The 19,428-nt window shown below is 72.9% G+C and carries 17 protein-coding genes; 7 read left to right on the top strand and 10 right to left on the bottom strand.

Translation table 11 applies throughout. The features are described 5' to 3' along the window. Positions 1-9: 9 nt before the first annotated feature. The 4 genes from pip to ACA511_RS39920 all read right to left on the bottom strand — a co-directional run bounded on the left by pip (position 10) and on the right by ACA511_RS39920 (position 6,861). Positions 10-1,017 carry a prolyl aminopeptidase gene (pip, locus tag ACA511_RS39935; protein WP_375029961.1) on the bottom strand — a complete coding sequence of 336 codons (1,008 nt, stop codon included), beginning with the start codon at positions 1,015-1,017 and terminating at the stop codon, positions 10-12. A gap of 54 nt (positions 1,018-1,071) precedes the next feature. Continuing rightward, positions 1,072-5,004, bottom strand: coding sequence for an ATP-dependent RNA helicase HrpA (hrpA, locus tag ACA511_RS39930; RefSeq protein ID WP_375029960.1), 3,933 nt, complete (start codon positions 5,002-5,004; stop codon positions 1,072-1,074). A gap of 178 nt (positions 5,005-5,182) precedes the next feature. Then, positions 5,183-6,091 (bottom strand): SDR family oxidoreductase, encoded by a 909-nt coding sequence (locus ACA511_RS39925; RefSeq protein WP_375029959.1) that lies wholly within the window; start codon positions 6,089-6,091, stop codon positions 5,183-5,185. Next, complete coding sequence (locus ACA511_RS39920) at positions 6,088-6,861, bottom strand: SDR family oxidoreductase (RefSeq protein ID WP_375029958.1); 774 nt, start codon at positions 6,859-6,861, stop codon at positions 6,088-6,090. Before ACA511_RS39920 ends, ACA511_RS39925 begins: the two co-directional genes overlap by 4 nt. A 64-nt stretch (positions 6,862-6,925) precedes the next feature. Here ACA511_RS39920 and ACA511_RS39915 point away from each other — a divergent pair, with 64 nt between their 5' ends. The 4 genes from ACA511_RS39915 to ACA511_RS39900 are packed head-to-tail and all read left to right on the top strand — an operon-like array spanning position 6,926 to position 10,362. Then, positions 6,926-7,672, top strand: coding sequence for an enoyl-CoA hydratase family protein (locus ACA511_RS39915; RefSeq protein ID WP_375029957.1), 747 nt, complete (start codon positions 6,926-6,928; stop codon positions 7,670-7,672). Further along, positions 7,669-8,532, top strand: coding sequence for a CoA transferase subunit A (locus ACA511_RS39910; RefSeq protein WP_375029956.1), 864 nt, complete (start codon positions 7,669-7,671; stop codon positions 8,530-8,532). Before ACA511_RS39915 ends, ACA511_RS39910 begins: the two co-directional genes overlap by 4 nt. A gap of 31 nt (positions 8,533-8,563) precedes the next feature. Further along, the gene (locus tag ACA511_RS39905; RefSeq protein ID WP_375029955.1) at positions 8,564-9,301 is read left to right on the top strand and encodes a CoA-transferase subunit beta; all 738 of its coding nucleotides are present in this window, start codon (positions 8,564-8,566) and stop codon (positions 9,299-9,301) included. Further along, positions 9,301-10,362: an NAD(P)H-dependent flavin oxidoreductase gene (locus tag ACA511_RS39900; RefSeq protein ID WP_375029954.1), complete on the top strand. Its 1,062-nt coding sequence runs from the start codon at positions 9,301-9,303 to the stop codon at positions 10,360-10,362. Before ACA511_RS39905 ends, ACA511_RS39900 begins: the two co-directional genes overlap by 1 nt. Before the next feature lie 166 nt (positions 10,363-10,528). Here ACA511_RS39900 and ACA511_RS39895 read toward each other — a convergent pair whose 3' ends face one another. The 4 genes from ACA511_RS39895 to ACA511_RS39880 form a co-directional block, all read right to left on the bottom strand. Continuing rightward, complete coding sequence (locus tag ACA511_RS39895; RefSeq protein ID WP_375029953.1) at positions 10,529-11,539, bottom strand: aldo/keto reductase; 1,011 nt, start codon at positions 11,537-11,539, stop codon at positions 10,529-10,531. Positions 11,540-11,644: 105 nt separating this feature from the next. Then, a complete protein-coding gene (locus tag ACA511_RS39890; protein ID WP_375029952.1) occupies positions 11,645-12,496 on the bottom strand; it encodes a helix-turn-helix transcriptional regulator in 852 nt (283 codons plus the stop codon). Between the two features lie 74 nt (positions 12,497-12,570). Then, a complete protein-coding gene (locus tag ACA511_RS39885; protein WP_375029951.1) occupies positions 12,571-13,746 on the bottom strand; it encodes an acyl-CoA dehydrogenase family protein in 1,176 nt (391 codons plus the stop codon). 118 nt (positions 13,747-13,864) lie between these two features. Beyond that, on the bottom strand, positions 13,865-14,560 hold the full coding sequence (locus ACA511_RS39880) for a GntR family transcriptional regulator (RefSeq protein WP_375029950.1): 696 nt from the start codon (positions 14,558-14,560) through the stop codon (positions 13,865-13,867). Positions 14,561-14,647: 87 nt separating this feature from the next. On the opposite strand from ACA511_RS39880, the gene ACA511_RS39875 reads away from it, so the two are divergent. Beyond that, positions 14,648-15,823, top strand: a complete 1,176-nt coding sequence (locus tag ACA511_RS39875; protein WP_375029949.1) for an acyl-CoA dehydrogenase family protein — start codon at positions 14,648-14,650, stop codon at positions 15,821-15,823. A 20-nt stretch (positions 15,824-15,843) separates the two neighbouring features. Here the strand turns inward: ACA511_RS39875 and glpK are convergent, their stop codons facing one another. Continuing rightward, the gene (gene glpK, locus ACA511_RS39870; RefSeq protein WP_375029948.1) at positions 15,844-17,370 is read right to left on the bottom strand and encodes a glycerol kinase GlpK; all 1,527 of its coding nucleotides are present in this window, start codon (positions 17,368-17,370) and stop codon (positions 15,844-15,846) included. 42 nt (positions 17,371-17,412) lie between these two features. Next, entirely contained in the window at positions 17,413-18,180 is a 768-nt protein-coding gene (locus ACA511_RS39865) for an IclR family transcriptional regulator (RefSeq protein ID WP_375029947.1), read from the bottom strand. A gap of 247 nt (positions 18,181-18,427) precedes the next feature. Here ACA511_RS39865 and ACA511_RS39860 point away from each other — a divergent pair, with 247 nt between their 5' ends. Next, positions 18,428-19,267, top strand: coding sequence for an MIP/aquaporin family protein (locus tag ACA511_RS39860; RefSeq protein ID WP_375029946.1), 840 nt, complete (start codon positions 18,428-18,430; stop codon positions 19,265-19,267). A 35-nt stretch (positions 19,268-19,302) separates the two neighbouring features. Then, positions 19,303-19,428: FGGY family carbohydrate kinase (locus ACA511_RS39855; protein ID WP_375030025.1), on the top strand; the 126-nt coding region annotated here is incomplete at its 3' end.

The raw sequence follows: 19,428 nt of genomic DNA, 5'->3' as shown, positions 1-19,428 counted from the left end.
TGATCGGTGTTACTGCAGTGAGTTGGGAGGCGGATGTGGGGGTGCCCACGTCGTGCCGAAGTGAGCGGCGAAGCGGTCCGTGGCCTCGATCAGCCGGTGCCGGACGCCCGGCTCGGATCCGCCGTGCCCGGCGTCCTCGACGATGTGGAACTCCGCCTCCGGCCACGCGCGGTGCAGGTCCCACGCCTGGTCGGGCGGCGTCTTCATGTCGTAGCGGCCGTTGACGATCACGGCGGGGACGCCGCGGACGCGGTCGACGCCCGCGAGCAGCCCCTCCTCCGGGAGGAAACCGCGGTTGGAGATGTAGTGGTGGGTGATGCGGGCGAACGCCAGGACGGCCGCGTCGTCCAGGTCCGGCGGCGGGACGGGCCGCAGCGTGTTGGCGGAGAGCTCCCAGGCGAGCCAGGCGCGGGCGGCCGGGAGGTGCACGGCCGGGTCGGGGTCTTCGATGCGGCGGCCGTAGGCGGTCATCAGGTCGTCCTGCTCGGCGGGCGGGATCGCGTCGCGGAACGCCGCCCACTCGGCCGGGAAGAGGTGCGCCGCGCCGGTCGGCGTGAACCCCCACGCCTCGTCGGGCGGACGGACGAGGTAGACGCCGCGCAGCACGATCTCGGTGACGCGCTCCGGGTGCGCCTGCGCGTAGGCGAGCGCGAGGGTGCTTCCCCAGCTCCCGCCGAACACGAGCCACCGGTCGACGCCGAGGTGCTCGCGCAGCCGTTCGACGTCGTCCACCAGGTTCGGCGTGACGTTGTGCTCCAGCGACACCGACGGGTCGCCGGCGTGCGGGACGCTCCGCCCGCAGCCGCGCTGGTCGAACAGGACGATCCGGTAGGCGGCCGGGTCGAAGAACCGCCGGTGGTCGGGGAGCACGCCGCCGCCGGGCCCGCCGTGCAGGAACACGGCGGGTTTGCCGTCCGGGTTCCCGCAGACCTCCCAGTGGACGCGGTTCCCGTCGCCGACGTCGAGCAGCCCCGAGTCGTGCGGCTCGATCGGCGGATAGTGGTCCCGAAGCTCCATGCCCCAGTTCTACCCGATTCGTGATCATGCTGCGGACCGCGCCGCCGGAGACCGCTAGAGCTGGGCCATCGCCTTGCGGATGCGCTTGTCGGAGACGGGGAAGCGCGTTCCGAGCTGCTGGGCGAAGAGGCTGACGCGCAGCTCCTCCAGCATCCAGCGGATCTGCCGGGCGGGCTCCTCCTCGCGGCGGGACGGGGGCAGGCGGCGCAGCGCCTGCTCGTACTCCTGCGCCAGGACGTCGACCTGGTGCGCGAGCATCCGGTCGCGTCCGGGGTTCTCGGGGAGCTTGTCGAGCCTGACCTGCAGGGCGCGCAGGTAGCGGGGTAGGTCGGGCAGCCGCGCCCAGCCCGTCGCGGTGACGAAACCGGGCCGGATCAGCGCGCCGAGGAGGCCGCGCATCTCCGTCAGCGCCGGGACGAGCGTGAGGCTCGCCGTGCCGCGCAGCCGCCGGTCGACCTCGTGCGCCTCGGCCAGGATCCGCTCGACCAGGGCGACGATCTGCGCCGTCGCGTCGTGCAGGCCGGCGCGGACGCGTTCGTACAGGGCGCGGAAGGCGTCCTCGTCCCACGCGGGGCCGCCCGCCTCGGCGATGAGCCGGTCGGCGGCGGCGGTGACGCAGTCGTCGAACAGCGCCGCGACCGAGCCGTGCGGGTTGTGGCTGAGCGCCAGCTTGCCCTGGTTGGTGAGGCCGCCCCGGATGAGCTTCACCGGGGACGGCGCGTTCAGCAGGATCAGGCGGCGCGTGCCGAGCCACATGGCGCGGCGCTGCTCGGCCTCGGTCTCGTACATGCGGACGGCGACGCTCTCGCCCTCGTCGGTCAGCGCCGGGTACGCCTTGACGTCGTAGCCGTTCTGCTTCTGCTCGTAGGTGCGGGGCAGCTCGCCGATCGTCCACTCGGTGAGGCCGGAGCGCTCGATGGTGGACGCCGCCTTCGACAGCGTGCCGCGCACCTTGCCGGCGAGGCGGCGCTTCAGCTCGTCGAGGTCGGTGCCCTCGCCGAGGGTGCGGGCCCGGTCGTCCACGACGCGGAACGTGATGCGCAGGTGGGCGGGCAGCCGGGCCGGGTCCCACGCCTCCCGCGCGACGGGGACGCTCGTCATCGCGGTCAGCTCGCGCTCCAGGGCGTCCAGCAGCGGCTCGCTGCGCGGCGCGACGCGGCCGAGGACCTTGCGGGCGTAGTCGGGCGCCGGGACGAAGTTGACCCGCAGCTGCTTCGGCAGCGACCGGATCAGCTCGGTGACCAGCTCGGTGCGCAGGCCCGGGACCTGCCATTCGAACCCGTCCGGCCGGACCTGGTTGAGGACCTGGACGGGGACGTGCACGGTGACGCCGTCGGCGTCGGCGCCGGGCTCGAACTGGTAGGTGAGGCGCAGCCGCAGCGGGCCCTGCTTCCACACGTCCGGGTAGTCGGACTCGCTGACCCCGCCCGCGGTCTCGTTGATGAGCATCGACTTCTCGAACCCGAGCAGATCGGGGTCGGAGTGCCGCGCCTTCTTCCACCAGGCGTCGAAGTGCCGCCCGGAGACGACGTCCTCGGGGATCCGCTCGTCGTAGAAGTCGAAGAGGGTCTCGTCGTCGACGAGGATGTCGCGGCGCCGGGCGCGGTGCTCCAGCTCCTCGACCTCGTCCAGCAGGGCGCGGTTGTCGTGGAAGAACCGGTGGTGGGTCTCCCAGTCGCCCTCGACCAGCGCGTGCCGGATGAACAGCTCGCGCGACAGCTCCGGGTCGATGCGGCCGTAGTTGACGCGGCGGTCGGCGACGATCGGCACCCCGTAGAGGGTGACCTTCTCGCGGGCCATGACGGCCGCCTGCTTCTTCGACCAGTGCGGCTCGCTGTAGTTGCGCTTGACGAGGTGCTCGGCCAGCGGCTCGATCCAGTCGGGCTCGATCTTGGCGTTGACCCGGCCCCAGAGCCGGGACGTCTCGACCAGCTCCGCCGACATCACCCAGCGCGGCGGCTTCTTGAACAGCGACGATCCGGGGAACACGGCGAACTTCGCGCCCCGCGCGCCGAGGTACTCCTGGCCGCGGCGCTGCTTCTCCGTCTTCTCCGCGTCGATCAGCCCGATGTGCGAGAGGAGGCCGGCGAGCAGCGAGGTGTGGATGCGGTCGGGCGGGGCGTCGGCGGTGTTGAGGGTGACGCCGAGCGCCTTGGCGACCTGCTTGAGCTGGCCGTGCAGGTCCTGCCATTCGCGGACGCGCAGGAAGTGCAGGTACTCGTTCTTGCACATCCGGCGGAACGCGCTGCCCGACAGCTCCTGCTGCCGCTCGCGCAGGTAGTTCCACAGGTTCAGGTAGGCGAGGAAGTCGGACGTGGGGTCGGCGAACCGCCGGTGCCTGTCGTCGGCGGCCTGCTGCGCCTCGGCGGGACGCTCGCGCGGGTCCTGGATGGACAGGGCCGACGCGATGACCAGGACCTCTCGGACGCAGCCGTTCTTGTCGGCCTCCAGGACCATGCGGCCGAGGCGCGGGTCGACGGGGAGCTGCGCGAGGCGGCGGCCGAGCGGGGTGAGGCGCTTGCGCGGGTCCTTCTCGGCCGGGTCGATGGCGCCCAGCTCGTGCAGCAGGTCGACGCCGGCCTTGACGTTGCGGCGGTCCGGCGGCTCCACGAACGGGAACGCGGCGATGTCGCCGAGGCCGAGCGCGGTCATCTGCAGGATGACGGACGCGAGGTTGGTGCGCAGGATCTCCGGGTCGGTGAACTCCGGGCGGGACTCGAAGTCCTCCTCGGAGTACAGCCGGATGCAGACGCCCTCGGAGACGCGGCCGCAGCGTCCCTTGCGCTGGTTCGCCGACGCCTGCGACACCGGCTCGATCGGGAGCCGCTGCACCTTCAGCCGGTGGCTGTAGCGGGAGATCCGGGCGGTGCCGGGGTCGACGACGTACTTGATGCCGGGGACGGTCAGCGACGTCTCGGCGACGTTCGTGGCGAGGACGACGCGGCGCCCGCGGTGCGCCTGGAACACCCGGTGCTGCTCGGCGGCCGACAGCCGCGCGTACAGCGGCAGGACCTCGGTGGCGCCCCGCTGCCGGGTGAAGTGCTTGGTCAGCGCGTCGGCGGTGTCGCGGATCTCCCGTTCGCCGCTGAGGAACACGAGCACGTCGCCGGGGGCCTCGCGGCCCAGCTCGTCCACCGCGTCGGTGATCGCCTGGATCTGGTCGCGGTCGGGGTCGGCGGACGGGTCGTCCGGGTCGGCGACGGGCCGGTACCGGACCTCCACGGGATAGGTGCGCCCCGACACCTCCACGATCGGCGCGTCCCCGAAGTGGCCGGAGAACCGCTCGGGGTCGATCGTCGCCGAGGTGATGATGACCTTGAGGTCGGGCCGCCGCGGCAGGATCTCCCGGACGTACCCGAGCAGGAAGTCGATGTTGAGGCTGCGCTCGTGCGCCTCGTCGATGATCAGCGTGTCGTACTGGCGGAGCAGCCGGTCGGTCTGGATCTCGGCGAGCAGGATGCCGTCCGTCATCAGCTTGACGAGCGTGTCGTCGCTGGAGCGGTCGGTGAACCGCACCTTGTAGCCGACGGTCTCGCCCAGCTCGGTGCCGAGCTCCTCGGCGATGCGGTCGGCGACCGTCCGCGCCGCCAGCCGGCGCGGCTGGGTGTGCCCGATCGAGCCGAGCACGCCGCGGCCCAGCTCCAGGCAGATCTTGGGGATCTGGGTGGTCTTGCCGGACCCCGTCTCGCCCGCGACGATCACGACCTGGTGGTCGCGGACGGCGGCGAGGATGTCGTCCTTCTTCTGCGCGACGGGCAGCTCGGCCGGGTAGGCGATCGCGGGCACGGCGCGGCGCCGCCGCTCGACCCGCCGCTCGGCGGCCGCGATCTCGGCGGTGATCTCCTCGGCGGCCTTCGCACGGCGCGCGGCGTCCCGCATCTTCTCGACGCCGTCGATCCGCCGGCGCAGCCGGTGCTGGTCGCGCGGCATCAGCTGCGGCAGGCGCGCGCGCTGGCCGGCGAGCGGCGATTTCACACTCGTCCCCATAACCATCGACAAGGATAGGGTTCCGGACCCCCGGGTCCCGCTCACCCCGCAAACCTTCGCACCGTAGCCGGAACGCCTCGCGGGAGGCGATCCATTTTCCCGCAGCTACAACACTCCTCGCCGTGGCCGCATTCCGTGCCGGGGCCGCCACGGGTTCCGCGGCGGCCCCGGCGCGCGGTCAGCCGGCGCCGTAGACGGGCTCGGGGGCGGGAGCCTGGGCGAGGAGGTCCTTGACGACGCCGCCGACCTCGGCCGGGTCCCACTTCGCGCCCTTGTCGGCCGCGGGGCCGTGCCGGAAGGCGTCCATCACGCAGATCTTGCCGCCCTCGGCCTCGAAGACCCGGCCCGTCACGCCGCGGGAGTCCGCGGAGCCGAGCCAGACGACGAGGGGCGAGACGTTCTCGGGGGCCATGGCGTCGAACTCGCCCTCGGCCGGGGCGGCCATCGTCTGCGCGAAGACCTCCTCGGTCATCCGGGTGCGCGCGGCGGGCGCGATCGCGTTGACGGTGACGCCGTAGCGGCCCAACTCGGCGGACGCGACGAGGGTCAGCCCGACGATGCCCGCCTTGGCGGCGGAGTAGTTGCCCTGGCCGACGCTGCCGAGCAGCCCGGCGCCGGAGGAGGTGTTGATCACACGGGCGTCGACGGGGCGGCCCGCCTTGCTCTCCGCCCGCCAGTGGCGGCCGGCGTGCTTGAGCGGCAGGAAGTGGCCCTTGAGGTGGACGCGCATGACGGCGTCCCACTCGTCCTCGGCCAGGTTGATCAGCATGCGGTCGCGCAGGAACCCGGCGTTGTTGACCAGGACGTCCAGCCGCCCGAACGCGTCGACCGCCGTGGCCACCAGCGCGGCGGCGCCCGCGTCGGAGGCGATGTCGTCGGTGCTGGCGACGGCCTTCCCGCCGAGCGCCTCGATCTCCCGGACGACGTCGTGCGCGGGCCCCCCGGACGCGTCGCCGGTGCCGTCCCGCGCGACGCCCAGGTCGTTCACGACGACGAGGGCGCCCTCGCGGGCGAACTCCAGCGCGTGCGCGCGGCCGAGGCCGCGTCCGGCGCCGGTGACGGCGACCACCCGGTCCTTGCAGATCATCGCGATTCCTCCTTGTTCACGGTGGCGGCGTCCAGGAAGGCGGGGCGCTCGCCCCCGCCGTGGACCTGCATCGACGCCCCGGTGACGTAGGACGCCAGGTCGGACGCCAGGAAGGCGCAGGCGGCGCCGATCTCGTAGGGGTCGGCGAGGCGGCCGATCGGGACGGTCCGCCCGATCGCGGCGATGCCGTCCTCGTCCCCGTAGTGCAGGTGCGCCAGCTCGGTGCGGACCATCCCGAGCACGAGGGTGTTGACCCGGATGTGCGGCGCCCATTCGACGGCCAGCGACGCGGTGAGGCTGTGCAGGCCGGCCTTCGCCGCGCCGTAGGCGGCGGTGCCGGGCGACGGCCGCACCCCGCTCACGCTGCCGATGTTGATCACCGAGCCGCCGCCCGCCGCGAGGATCTTCGGCTGGAGCGCCCGCGCCATGATCAGCGCGGAGGTCAGGTTCAACTCGATGATCTTGAGGTGGGTGCGCAGGTCGCCTTCGGCGAGGGGCAGGAACGGCCCGCCGCCCGCGTTGTTGACCAGCACGTCGACGCGGTCCAGCCGGTCGGCGAACGCCTGCGCGGCGTCCGGGTCGCGCACGTCCAGCGACACGAACCGCGCCGTCCGGCCGCCCGCCTCCGGCAGCGTCTCCGGCTCGCGCCGGGCGACCGCGACGACGTCGGCGCCCGCCTCCAGCAGGGCGCGGCTGATCCCGGCCCCGACCCCGCGCACGCCCCCCGTGACCACGGCGGTCCTGCCGCCCAGGTCGAGCGTCAGTGACATTCCGCCTCCTCTGTGCAGCTCTGCTACCTTCTGTTCTAACAAATGTTTGGTGGAAAGGTAGCGCATGGGAGTCTCCACCACGACCCTGGACGGGGTCGCCGAGATCGTCGTGGACGCGCCGCCGGTCAACGCACTGACCGTCGCGGGCTGGTACGAGCTGGCCGACGCGGTGCTCGCGGCGGGCCGCGACCCCGAGGTCGGCGCGGTCGTGCTCCGGGCCGAGGGCCGGGGCTTCAACGCGGGCGTCGACATCAAAGAGATGCAGAACACCCAGGGCCATGCCGCCCTGGTCGGAGCGAACCGCGGGTGCTACGCGGCGTTCGCGGCCGTCTACGACTGCGAGGTCCCGGTCGTCGCCGCGGTCCAGGGCTTCTGCCTGGGCGGCGGCGTCGGGCTCGCCGGCAACGCCGACATCGTGATCGCGGCGCAGGACGCCTACTTCGGGCTTCCCGAGGTGGACCGCGGCGCGCTCGGCGCCGCGACGCACCTGGCCCGGCTCGTCCCGCAGCACCTGATGCGCGCGATGGTCTACACGTGCCGCAACGTCACGGCGGAGGAGCTGCACCACCACGGCTCGGTGCTGGAGGTCGTCCCCGCGGACGAGCTGCGCGCCAAGGCCATGGCGGTCGCCGCGGACATCGCCGCCAAGGACAAGTACGTCATCCGGCGCGCCAAGGAGTCGCTGAACGGCATCGACCCGATCGACGTCAAGCGCAGCTACCGCTTCGAGCAGGGCTTCACGTTCGAGCTCAACCTGGTCGGCGCCGGCGACGAGCACCGCGACGCCTTCGTCGCGAAGGGGGCGAAATGAGCAGCAAGGTGATGTCTCCGGACGAGGTCGCCGCGTCGCTGGAGAGCGGCATGACGGTCGGGATCGGCGGCTGGGGGTCGCGGCGCAAGCCGATGGCCCTGGTCCGGGCGATCCTCCGCTCCCCCGTCACCGACCTGACGGTGGTGGCCTACGGGGGGCCGGACGTGGGCCTGCTGTGCGCGGCCGGCAAGGTCCGGCGGCTGGTCACCGCGTTCGTGACGTTGGACTCGATCCCGCTGGAGCCGCACTTCCGGCACGCGCGCCAGACCGGGGCCATCGAGCTGACCGAGTACGACGAGGGCATGTTCATGTTCGGGCTGTACGCGGCGGCGCACCGGCTGCCGTTCCTGCCCACCCCGGTCGGGCTCGGCTCGGACGTCCTGAAGGTCAACCCGGAGCTGAGGACGATCCGGTCGCCGTACGAGGACGCGACCGAGCTCGTCGCCGTCCCGGCCCTGAGGATGGACGCGGCGCTGGTGCACATGAACCGCGCCGACGCCCGCGGCAACGCCCAGTACCTCGGCCCCGACCCGTACATGGACGACCTGTTCGCCAAGGCGGCCGACCGCACGTACGTGTCGTGCGAGCGGCTCGTCGACACGGCCGACTTCGCCAAGGAGGGGCCGGTGCAGTCGCTGCTGATCAGCCGGTCGCACGTGGCGGGCGTGGTGGAGACCCCGAACGGGGCGCACTTCACCGACTGCGCGCCCGACTTCGGGCGGGACGAGAAGTTCCAGAAGCTCTACGCGCAGTCGGCGGCCGACCCGGAGAAGTGGGCCGAGTTCAGCGGGCGGTTCCTGTCCGGCGACGAGGCCGCCTACCAGGACGCCGTCCGGGTCTGGCGCGAGGAGAATTCGTGAGCGGCCGCGAACGGGCGAACGGAGTGAGCCGATGAGTACGAGCGACATCACGCGCGCGGAGGTGTGCGCGGCGGCGTGCGCCGACCTCTTCCGCGGCGACGGGGAGATCGTCGCGGCGGCGGTGGCCGGGTTCGTGCCGATGCTGGGATCCCGGCTGGCGCGGGCCACGTTCGCGCCCGACCTGCTGACGACCGACGGCGGGCCCGCGCTGAGCGCCGAGCCGGTGCCGCTCGGCCGGTCGGCGGAGACCGTCGAGGGCTGGCTGCCGTTCCGCGACCACCTGTGGCTCGTCCTGAACGGGCGGCGGCACGTGGTGATGGGGCCGAGCCAGATCGACGCGCACGGCAACACCAACATCTCGTGCATCGGCGACTGGGAGCGGCCGTCCCGGCAGCTCCTCGGCGTGCGCGGCGGGCCCGGCAACACGCTGCTGAACCCGACGAGCTACTGGGTGCCGAAGCACTCGACCCGCGTGTTCACCGGGAAGGTCGACATGGTGAGCGGCGTCGGCTGGGACCGGGGCGCGCACGAGATCCGCGCCGTGGTGACCAACCTCGCCGTCCTCGACTTCGACACCCCGGACCGGCGGATGCGGCTGCGCTCCGTCCACCCCGGCGTGAGCGCCGAGGACGTCGTGGCCGCCACCGGGTTCGAGCTGGCCGTCCCGGACGAGGTGCCCGAGACGCGGCTGCCGGACGACGCCGAGCTGCGGATCATGCGCGAGGTGCTCGACCCGAAGGGGCTGCGCGAGCGGGAGGTCCCGTCCTGATGGAGCAGGTCCTCGATACGCCGCTGACCCGGCTCACGGGCGTGCGGCACCCCGTCGTCCAGACGGGCATGGGGTGGGTGGCCGGGCCGAAGCTCGTCACGGCCGTGGCGAACGCGGGCGGGCTCGGGATCCTGGCGTCGGCGACGATGACGCTCGACCAGCTCGCCGGCGCGATCCGCGAGGTCAAGGACCGCACGGACGCGCCGTTCGGAGTCAACCTGCGGGCGGACGCCGGGGACGCGGGCGACCGCATCGACCTCCTGATCAAGGAGGGCGTGCGGGTCGCCTCGTTCGCGCTCGCCCCGAAGCGGGAGCTGATCGCCAAGCTGAAGGACGCCGGGCTCGTCGTGATCCCGTCGGTCGGCGCGCGGCGGCACGCGGAGAAGGTCGCCGGGTGGGGCGCGGACGCCGTGCTCGTCCAGGGCGGCGAGGGCGGCGGCCACACCGGCGCCGTCGCCACCACGCTGCTGCTCCCGCAGGTCGTGGACGCGGTGGACATCCCGGTCATCGCGGCCGGCGGCTTCTTCGACGGGCGCGGCCTCGCCGCCGCGCTCGCCTACGGGGCGGCGGGCGTCGCCATGGGCACCCGGTTCCTGCTGACGTCCGACAGCTCCGTGCCGGACGCCGTCAAGCGGGTCTACCTGGAGACCGGCGAGACCGTGGTGACGCGGCAGGTGGACGGCATGCCGCACCGGGTGCTGCGCAGCGAGCTGGTCGACACGCTGGAGCGGTCCGGCCGCCTCGGCGGGCTGACGCGGGCGGTGCGCAACGGCGCCCGGTTCAAGAAGCTGTCCGGGATGTCGTGGCGCGCGATGATCGCCGACGGCAAGGCGATGAAGCACGGCAAGGACCTGTCCTGGTCGCAGGTGCTCATGGCCGCCAACACGCCGATGCTGCTGAAGGCGGCCATGGTGGACGGCCGTCCCGACCTCGGCGTGATGGCGTCCGGCCAGGTCGTCGGCGTCATCGACGACCTGCCGACGTGCGGTGAGCTGATCGACGCCGTCGTGGCGCAGGCCGCCGCGGCGATCGCCGCCCAGCAGTCGCTCCTGGTGCGCTAGGAGGCGCCCGCCTCCGAGACCGCGCGGCACGGCCGCCGGTCCCCCGCGGAACTCCTCGCCGGGGCCGATCCGCCGGACGTGCCGCGCGGTCTCCACCAGGTAGGGAACTCCCCGGTGGACGGGCCCGGCGACGCGGTCCAGGACGAGGAACGCGGTGGCGCCCGCATCAGTAACGGCCCCCGACGGCCGCGGGGACGTCGTCCAGCTCGGCCAGGTCGGCCTCGGTGAGGTCCAGGTCGGCGGCGCCGATGTTGTCGTGCAGGTACCGCCGCTTCTTGGTGCCGGGGATCGGGATGACGTGCTCGCCCTGTGCGAGCGTCCAGGCGATGGCGACCTGCGCCGGGGTGGCGCCGTGCCGGGCGGCGACCGCCTTGACGACGTCGACGATGCGCAGGTTGGCCTTCAGCGCGTCCTCCTGGAAGCGCGGGTTGCCGCCCCGGTAGTCGGTGTCCTCGAAGTCGGCGGAGGTGACCGTCCCGGTGAGGAAGCCCCGGCCGAGCGGCGAGTACGGCACGAACGCGGCGCCGTTCGCGGCGCACCAGGCGACCACGTCACCCGGGCCCTCCCCCGTGCCGGCGGTGTGGCCCGGCCCCATGCCGGCCGCCCCGCCGGGCGCGCCCAGCGCGTCGCGGGTCCACAGGGAGAGCTCCGACTGGACCGCCGCGACCGGGTGGATCGCGTGCGCCCCGGCCGCCTGCGCGACGCCGACCTCCGACAGGCCCAGCCTGCGGACCTTCCCCTCGGCGACCAGCTCGGCCATCGCACCCCACGTGTCGGCCAGCGGCACGTCCGGGTCGACCCGGTGCAGGTAGTAGAGGTCGATCACGTCGGTGCCGAGGCGGCGCAGGCTGTCCTCGGCGGACGCCTTGACGTGCTCGGGCGTCCCGTTCCGGACGAGGTTCCAGGCCGCCCCGTCCCCGCCGACCAGACCCGTCTTGGTCGCCAGGACCGCCTCGTCCCGGCGTCCCCTCAGCGCGCGGCCGACCAGCGCCTCGTTGTGGCCGTCGCCGTAGGGCTGCGCGGTGTCCAGGAAGGCGACGCCGAGGTCGAGGGCCTCGCGGATCAGCTCCACCGACGCGTCGTCGTCCCGTTCCGACGCGGTGTAGGCCCAGCTCATCCCCATGCAGCCGAGCCCGACGGCGCCGACCCGCGTCCCGGCGAATTCACGCGTCCTCATGATTCCTCCTCAGTGGTTCTCGCTATGAGGACGATCGTGCGGGACGCGTCCGGTCCCCGACAGAGTCCGCTCATCATGGGTGCGGCACCACCACCCTGGGACGCCTCAGCTCGCGGCGGCCATCCCGCGGCGCGCCATCAGCCGCTCCAGCCGCTCCCGCGTGCCGGTGCCGGGCCGCGGGTTGTGCAGCACCAGGCTGCAGCCCGGACGGTCGGCGAGCGGCAGCAGCGTCCCCTCGAAGACCAGCTCGCCCGCCTCCGGATGCCTGATGCCCTTCACGGCCTGCGTGCTCCCGCTCACGTCGTGGCGGGGCCACAGCTCGGCGAACTCCGGGCTGACGGCCAGCAGGTCCGCGATGATCCGGCCGAACTCGGGGTCGTCGGGATGGCGGGCGACGTCCGCGCGGAACCGCGCGACGACGTCGGGGGCCGTCGCGGCCCAGTGCGTGTTCATCGACCGGTAGCGGACGTTCGTGAAGAACGTGACCAGGCAGTTGTGGTCGGTGTCGCCGTAGCCGAAGACCTCGCGGGCCGCGTCGTTGATCGCGAGGAAGTTCCAGTGCCGGTCGCGGACGTAGGCGGGACGGGGCGACCATGCGTCCAGCACCCGCTGCAGCTCGGGCGTCACCGGGGCGGCCGGGGGCGCGTCGGCGCGCGGCGGGTTCAGGCCGGCGAGCAGGTAGAGGTGCTCGCGCTCGGCGGCGTCCAGGCGCAGGGCGCGGACGATCGCGTCGAGCACGTCGCCGGACACCGTGATGTCGCGGCCCTGCTCCAGCCACGTGTACCAGGACACCCCGACCCCGGCGAGGACGGCGACCTCCTCGCGGCGCAGGCCCGGGGTGCGGCGGCGCCCCCCGTCGGGCATGCCGACGTCGGCGGGGGTGAGCCGGGCGCGGCGGGTCCGCAGGAAGTCGCGCAGCTCGTCGCGGCGGCCGGGGGCGGGAGTCGGGCTTGCCATGCCGCCACGATATCGCCGCCCCGGTCGGCGATCGCGCCCGCGGCGCGGCGACCGTGACCCCTCGCGGAGGCCGGTCAGCCCTCCAGGAGGCGGCGGCCGATGATCATTTTCTGGATGTCGGCGGTGCCCTCGCCGATCAGCAGCATCGGCGCCTCGCGGTAGAGGCGCTCGATCTCGTACTCCTTGGAGTAGGCGTAGCCGCCGTGGATGCGGAACGCGTCCTCCACGACCTCCTTGCAGTACTCGCTGGCGAGGTACTTCGCCATGCCCGCCTCGAGGTCGTTGCGCTCGCCGGAGTCCTTGCGCCGCGCCGCCATCACCATCATCTGGTGCGCGGCCTGGACCTTGGTGGCCATCTCGGCGAGGCGGAACAGGACGGCCTGGTGCTCGGCGATCGGCCTGCCGAACGTCTCGCGCTGCTTCGCGTAGCCGAGGGCCAGCTCGTAGGCGCGCTTCGCGACGCCGCAGCCGCGGGCCGCCACGTTCACACGGCCCACCTCGACGCCGTCCATCATCTGGTAGAAGCCGCGGCCCGGCGTTCCGCCGAGGATCCGGTCCGCCGGGACGCGGAACCCGTCGAAGATCAGCTCGGTGGTGTCGACGCCCTTGTAGCCCATCTTCTCGATCTTGCCGGGGACGGTCAGGCCGGGCGCGACCTCGCCGAAGCCGGGCGTCTTGTCGACGAGGAACGTGGTCATGCCGCGGTGGCCCGCGCCGGGGTCGGTCTTGACGAGGGTGGCGACGAGGTCGGCCGAGCCGCCGTTCGTCAGCCACATCTTCTGGCCGTCGATCACGTAGTCGGCGCCGTCCGGGACGGCGCGGGTCGTGATGGCGGACACGTCCGAGCCGCAGCCGGGCTCCGACATCGAGAACGCGCCCCGGATCTCGCCGGTCGCCATCTTCGGCAGGTAGTGCGCCCGCTGCTCGGCCGTCCCGTGGTGGGTGATCATCCAGGCGACGATGAAGTGGGTGTTCACGATGCCGGACACGCTCATCCAGCCGCGCGACAGCTCCTCCACGGCCAGCGCGTACGTCAGCAGCGACTCGCCGAGCCCGCCGTGCTCCTCGCCGATCATCAGGCCGAAGATCCCGAGGTCCTTCATGCCGTCCACGATGGCCTGCGGGTACTCGTCGGCGTGCTCCAGGTCGGTGGCGACCGGGAGGATCTCCGCGTCGACGAACGCCCGGACGGTCGCGACGATCTCGCGCTGCTCGTCCGTCAGCCCGTGGGTCTGCTGCAGCCTGCTCACTCCTGCTCCTCCCCGCGGCCGTCTAGCGGTCTTCCGTGGCCGGTGACCGTGACCACCCCGTCCCCATCGGCCCTTCAAGAAATTTTTTATACGATACGGCGGCCGCGAACGCGGGGCGTCACCCGGGTGCGTCGTCCCAGAACCCCCGCGCCTCCAGGTGGACGACGAGCAGGGTGCCCGCGTGCCGGATGTGGGCGCGCATCGCCTGCCGCGCGGCGCTCTCGTCCCCCGCCCGCAGCGCGGCGAGGACGAGCTGGTGGTCGTCGACCGACGCCCGGGTCCAGCCGTCGATGCCGGCGTAGAAGCGGCGCGGCGCGTACCGGACCACCGTCCGCAGCAGCCAGGCCGTCTTGGGCGAGCCGGCGGACAGGTTGATCAGCCGGTGGAAGCCGTGGTTGGCGCGCTCGATGCCCGCCGAGTCCCCGGCCTCGAACGCCTCCTCCAGCTGCGCCTGGAACCGGTCGAGCGCGTCCAGGTCGGCCCCGGCGATCCGCCCGGCGGCGCGGGCGGCCAGCTCGCCGGCGAAGTACGCCTGCGCCTCGAACAGGTCCTGGACGTCCTGCCGGGTCAGCGGCGCCGGCATGAACCCGCGCCGCGGCTCCAGGGTCACGAACCCCTCGCCGCGCAGCGAGAGCAGGGCCTCCCGGACGGGGGTGACGCTGACCCCGAGGTCCTCGGCGATCCGCTCCAGGCGGAGGAACTCCCCGTGCCTGACCTGGCCCGCCATGATGAGGTCGCGGACGTGGGCGGCCACCTCGTCGCTCAGCTGGCGGCGCCTGCCGAGGGCCTGGTCGCCGGAACGGGCCACAGTCATCGTCTCCCCGTGCGCCTGCGTGAAGGGGTGTATTTTCACATCAAATATATGAGAGATCGCCGCCGTGCGGGAGGAGACCGAGCCGCCGTGTTCACGCTCAGCGACGAAGAGCGCGCCATCGTCGAGGTCGTCGCCGACTTCGTCGACAGGGAGGTCCGCCCGGTCGCCCGGGACCTGGAGCACGCGGGCGCCTACCCCGCCCGCCTCATCGACCGGATGAAGGAGCTCGGCGTCTACGGGCTCGCCGTGCCCGAGCCGTACGGCGACGCCGCGGTGTCCAAGGCGTGCTACGCGCTCGTCACCGAGGAGCTGGCGCGCGGCTGGATGACCCTGGCGGGCGCGTTCGGCGGCCACACGGTCGTCTCGCACCTGCTCGCCCTGTTCGGCACCGACGAGCAGAAGGCCCGCCTCCTCCCCCGGATGGCGACCGGCGAGCTGCGCGCCACGATGGCGCTCACCGAGCCGTCCGGCGGCTCCGACCTGCAGGCGATGACGACGACCGCGCGGCGGGACGGCGACCGGTACGTCGTCGACGGCGCCAAGATGTGGATCACCAACGCCCGGATGTCGGGCCTCATCGCGCTGATGTGCAAGACCGACCCGGGGGCGTCCCCGCGCCACCGGGGCATCAGCATCCTGCTGGTCGAGCACGGGCCCGGCCTGACCGTCTCCCGCGACCTGCCCAAACTCGGCTACAAGGGCGTGGAGAGCTGCGAGCTGTCCTTCGACGGGTACGAGGCGCCGCTCGGCGCGCTGCTCGGCGGCGAGGAGGGGCGCGGCTTCGCCCAGATGATGCGCGGCCTCGAAGTGGGCCGGATCCAGGTCGCGGCGCGCGCGCTGGGCGTCGGGCGCGCCGCCCTTGAGGACTCCCTGCGCTACGCCCAGGAGCGGGAGGCGTTCGGCAGGCCGATCTGGCAGCACCAGTCGATCGGCAACTACCTCGCCGACATGGCCACGCGGCTGCGCGCCGCGCGGCTGCTCACCCTCGACGCCGCCCACCGCCTCGACGCGGGCGAGCGCTGCGACATGGAGGCGGGCATGGCCAAGCTGTACGCGTCGGAGGCGGCGATGCAGATCGCGCTGGACGCGGTCCGCATCCACGGGGCGGCCGGGTACTCCACCGAGTTCGACGTCGAGCGCTACTTCCGCGACGCCCCGCTGATGATCGTCGGCGAGGGGACGAACGAGATCCAGCGCAACGTGATCGTCAAGCAGCTGGTGGAGCGGAACCGGGTCCGGGGAGCGGAGCGGAAGCAGGTCTAGGGAGCGGAGCGGAACGGAGTCTAGGGAGTGGAGGCCGGGTCCTCGCCGGCGCGGATCCAGTCGAACGTGCGCTCCACGGCGCGCTTCCAGTTGTCGTACTCGGCGGCGCGCCGCGCCGGCTCCATCGCCGGGACCCAGCGGGCGGCCCGGTGCCAGTTGCGGCGCAGCCCTTCGAGCCCCGCCCAGTATCCGACGGCGAGCCCGGCGGCGTAGGCGGCGCCGAGCGACACCGTCTCGACCACCATCGGGCGCTCGACCGGCACGTTCAGGACGTCGGCGACCATCTGCATGGCGAGGTTGTCGGACGTCATGCCGCCGTCGGCCTTCAGCTCCTTCAGGCCGAGCCCGGAGTCGGCGTTCATCGCGTCGACGACCTCGCGGGTCTGCCAGCCGGTCGCCTCCAGCACGGCGCGCGCCAGGTGCCCCTTCGTGATGTAGGACGTGAGGCCGACGATGATGCCGCGCGCCTCGCTGCGCCAGTGCGGGGCGAACAGCCCGGAGAACGCGGGGACGATGTAGCAGCCGCCGTTGTCGTCGACCGACCGGGCCAGGGTCTCGATCTCCGGCGCGGTGCCGATCAGCCCGAGGCCGTCCCGGAACCACTGGACGAGCGCGCCGGTGATCGCGATCGAGCCCTCCAGCGCGTACACCGCGGGCTCGTCGCCGATCTTGTAGCCGACGGTGGTGAGCAGCCCGTTGTCCGACTTCACCGGCGTGGTGCCGGTGTTCATCAGCAGGAACGCGCCCGTCCCGTAGGTGCACTTGGTCTCGCCGGGGGCGAAGCACGTCTGCCCGAACAGCGCGGCCTGCTGGTCGCCGAGGGCGGCGCCGATGCGCACCCCGGGGAACACGCGGCGCGCCGTGCCGTAGGTCTCGGTGGACGACCTGATCTCCGGCAGCATCGCCTTGGGCACGCCGAAGAAGCGGAGCAGGCCGTCGTCCCAGCTCAGCGTGTGCAGGTCCATGAGCAGGGTGCGGCCGGCGTTGGTCACGTCGGTGACGTGGACGCCGCCGTCGACGCCGCCGCTGAGGTTCCAGATCAGCCAGCTCTCCATCGTGCCGAAGAGCACCTCGCCGCGCTCGGCGCGTTCCCGCAGGCCGGGCGTGTGGTCGAGCAGCCAGCGGATGCGCGGCGCCGAGAAGTAGGTGGCGAGGGGCAGGCCGCTGCGCTCGGTGACCAGCGCGGCGCCGGGGGCGCGGCCCAGCTCGTCCACCAGGGCGCCGGTGCGCATGTCCTGCCACACGATGGCGCGGCCGATCGGGACGCCGGTCAGCCGGTCCCACAGGACGGTCGTCTCCCGCTGGTTGGCGATCCCGACGGCGGCGACCTGCTTCGCGGTCGCGCCCGCCTGGGCGAGCGCCTCGGGGGCGATCCGCTCGAGGTTGCGCCAGATCTCCATCGGGTCGTGCTCGACCCAGCCGGGCTTCGGGAAGTGCTGCCGGTGCTCGCGCTGCGTCACCGACACGAGGCGTCCGCCGTGGTCGAACAGGATGCACCGGGTCGAGGTGGTGCCCTGGTCGATCGACATCACGTAGCGTTCCGTCACGACCGGCCCCCTCCCCCCGGACGCGCCGTCACCGCGGCGGCGTCACCAGCGCGAGCCGCCGAGGTCGCGGGAGACGGCGCGGGCCGCGTCCCGCACGTACGCGACGAGCCTCGGCTCGGGGACGCGGCGGGCGTCGCAGATCCGCTCGACCGCGCCGGAGATCCCGATGGCGCCGACCACCAGTCCCCCGTGGCCGCGGATGGGCGCGGCGACGCCGGCCTCGCCGATCGACAGCTCCTCGGTCTCGGCGGCCCAGCCGTTCTCCCGGACGCGGGTGGCGGCCCGTGCGAGTTCTCGCGGATCGGTGATGGTGCGCCGGCAGTAGGACTCCAGGACGGTGTCGCGGATCGACGCCGCCGCGTTGGCGTCGTGGGCGAGCAGCGCCTTGCCGAGCGCGGTGGCGTGCAGGGGCAGCAGCGAGCCGACGTCCATGGCCTGGAGCGTGTCGTCGGGGCGGAACACGTGGTGGACGACCAGGACCTTGCCCTCCAGCAGGGTCCCGATCCGGACGGCCTCGCCGCTGCGCGAGGCCAGCGCGTCGGCCCAGTTGATGGCGCGGGAGCGCAGTTCGTTGACGTCGAGGTAGCTGGTGCCGAGGTGCAGCAGGGCGGCGCCGAGCTGGTACTTGCCGGTGCCGCCGTCCTGCTCGACGAAGCCGACGCGCTCCAGGGTCCGGAGGATGCCGTGCGCGGTGCCCCGGGCGAGGCCGAGCGAACCGGCGATGTCGCCGACTCCGAGGCGGCCCGAACTCGCGGCGAGCAGGCGCAGGATCGCGGCGGCCCGCTCGATCGATTGCACAGGTCCGGGCATGGATCCGATGGTAGTTCGCCCGGCAGGGTGCCGACAATGTCGGCACCCGTCGTCATCGTCGTCGCTTGCGCCCCGAACTGCCCGGATTCTGTGATCTGGTGCACAGACTGGAGGGTAACCGGCACCGAGCGTCGGGGAAAGTGTTCGACATTGTCGGCATGCTCCCGTTGTCGTCCGTTACGTCCCGGCTTAGCGTCCGAGCTGCCTCACGGGCCCGCTTCCACCCCAGCTGCCGAGGAGTCTCCCCATGGCGGAACGAACAGCGGAACGACCCAGAATCCCCGCGCTCGCCGGTGAGCTCGCCGCCGAGTTCGCCGGCACCATGATCCTCATCCTGTTCGGCGTCGGCGTGGTCGCGCAGGTCGCCGGCGCCGGCATCGGCGACCACGACAGCATCGCCTGGGCGTGGGGCCTCGGCGTCACGCTCGGCGTCTACGTCGCCGCGCGGATCAGCGGCGCCCACCTCAACCCGGCCGTGACCGTCGCGCTCGCCGTGTTCCGGGAGTTCGCCTGGCGCAGGACGGCGCCCTACATCGCCGCGCAGACCGCGGGCGCGTTCGTCGCGGCGATGATCGTCCGCTGGAACTACAGCGAGGTGCTCGCCAAGGTCGACCCCGGCCACACCATCAAGACGCAGGGGGTCTTCTCCACCCTCCCCGGCAACGGCACCCTCCCGGTCGGCACCTGGGGCGCGTTCCGCGACCAGGTGATCGGGACCGCGATCCTGCTCTTCGTGATCAAGGCGCTGACCGACGTGCGCAACTCCCCGCCGCTCGCCAACCTCGCCCCGCTCATGATCGGCCTGCTGGTGGTGGCGATCGGGATGGCGTTCGGCACCGACGCCGGGTACGCGATCAACCCCGCCCGTGACTTCGGGCCCCGGCTCGCCTCGTTCCTCACCGGCTACGGCAGCGCCTGGCGGGACCAGCACGGCGAGCTGTACTTCTGGGTCCCGATCGCCGGGCCGCTGATCGGCGGCGTCCTCGGCGCCGGGCTCTACAAGGCCCTGGTCGGACGGTTCCTGCCCGCCGGGGAGCAGCCTCCCCAGGAGACCGCCGAGCCCGAACCGCAGTACGAGACCGCGTGACCCGCCCCATCCCCTCGTCCCAGGAGAACACGCGCATGGCCGACTTCGTCGGAGCCCTCGACCAGGGCACGACCAGTACCCGTTTCATGGTCTTCGATCACGGCGGGAACGAGATCGCCCGTCACCAGTTGGAGCACGAGCAGATCCTGCCGCGGGCGGGG

The organism is Actinomadura sp. GTD37, assembly GCF_041951365.1.
GTDB lineage: Bacteria > Actinomycetota > Actinomycetes > Streptosporangiales > Streptosporangiaceae > Spirillospora.
Note: the sequence above shows the minus strand (reverse complement) of the source record. Positions and strands in the feature narration are given on the sequence as shown.